This is a genomic window from Leucobacter sp. M11 (assembly GCF_035726885.1).
Lineage (GTDB): Bacteria > Actinomycetota > Actinomycetes > Actinomycetales > Microbacteriaceae > JAPFRB01.
Map to the genome: position 1 here is coordinate 279,705 of NZ_JAPFRB010000002.1, position 1,235 is coordinate 280,939.

3 protein-coding genes are annotated in these 1,235 nt (G+C 67.4%); 2 read left to right on the forward strand and 1 reads right to left on the reverse strand.

Annotation, left to right across the window (positions count from 1 at the left end):
• The coding region (locus tag OOT08_RS05575) for a sugar phosphate nucleotidyltransferase (protein ID WP_325091592.1) at positions 1-305 on the reverse strand (305 nt) is incomplete at its 3' end.
• A 114-nt stretch (positions 306-419) separates the two neighbouring features.
• Here OOT08_RS05575 and OOT08_RS05580 point away from each other — a divergent pair.
• Positions 420-1,010, forward strand: a complete 591-nt coding sequence (locus OOT08_RS05580; protein WP_325091593.1) for a 5-formyltetrahydrofolate cyclo-ligase — start codon at positions 420-422, stop codon at positions 1,008-1,010.
• A 65-nt stretch (positions 1,011-1,075) separates the two neighbouring features.
• Positions 1,076-1,235: FmdB family zinc ribbon protein (locus OOT08_RS05585; RefSeq protein ID WP_325092113.1), on the forward strand; the 160-nt coding region annotated here is incomplete at its 3' end.

Consider the following 1,235-nt stretch of genomic DNA (forward strand, 5'->3'; position numbering starts at 1 on the left):
AAGTGCACCTCGGCGATCTCGCTGGCCTCGTGGACGCGCTGCAAGCGCCCGTCGTCGCCCTTGTTCTGGAGGGTGAACTCCAGCTCGGGGACGCTGTCGAAGTGATTGGAGAGGTTCTCTTTATTGCGGCCCGTGATGATGAGCACGTCGCCCAGCCCGGAGGCGGCGGCCTCCTCAACGACGTACTGGATCGCCGGCTTGTCGACGATCGGCAGCATCTCCTTTGGCATCGCCTTCGTTGCGGGCAGGAACCGCGTGCCGAGGCCCGCTGCGGGGACGACAGCCTTCGTTACCGTAGAACTCATGTGCTCATCCTATCCCGATGCCGCCGCAGAACGCCGCTCCCGAGACCGCAATGGAACCATCACGACCCTCAGCTCGAGCGTCCCCGCCCGGATGAAGCGAATAGACTGCGAAGCATGTCGGACGAAATAGACGCCCAGAAACGCGCCATGCGAGCCGAGATCCGAGAGCGCCGCCGCAACGTCACCTCGGTCGAGGCCGAGGCACACCGGGCGGGCCTCACCCAGCAGCTCATCACCCTCGTCTCGGGCCGCGGCGCCCGCTCGGTGTCCTGCTACCTGTCAGCGCCCGGCGAGCCCGACACGAGCGGCTTCGTGGCCTGGGCCAACGAGCAGGACATCCGCGTGCTGTTCCCGCTCAGCCGCGAGGACGGGCTCCTCGACTGGGTCGTCGCCTCGGACGAGGGCACCGAGGAGGGCCTCTTTGGCCTCGAAGAGGTGCGCGGGGAGGTGCTCAGCCCCCTCGCGGTCAACGACGTCGACCTCATGATCATCCCGGCCAGCGCCATCGACCGCACCGGCAATCGCCTCGGCTGGGGCCGGGGCTACTTCGACAAGACGCTCGGCTCGATGGACAATCGCCCGCCCGTCTTCGGGGTGGTCTACGAGACCGAGTTCGTCGAGCACCTGCCCACGAGCCTGCACGATCAGCCCGTGACGGGCGTGGTCACCCCCGATCAGATCGTCTATTTCCACGAACGGGACTAGGGGCTAGCGCCCCCGGCACCCCGCAGCGGGCCCGCCGCGCCCGGCCGGGCTAGACTGAGGTCGCCATGCCTACTTATTCCTATCGCTGCGCCGATTGCCAGCACGCCTTCGATGTCCAGCAGTCCATGAGCGATGCGACGCTCACCGAGTGCCCCGCCTGCGGCGGGACGCTCCGCAAAGTCTTCGGCGCGGTTGGCGTCGCCTTTCACGGCTCGGGTTTCTACC

What these genes read in the sequence shown, in the direction of transcription:
- OOT08_RS05580 (WP_325091593.1), top strand. Translation starts at nt 420, where the DNA reads ATGTCGGACGAAATAGACGCCCAGAAACGCGCCATGCGAGCCGAGATC.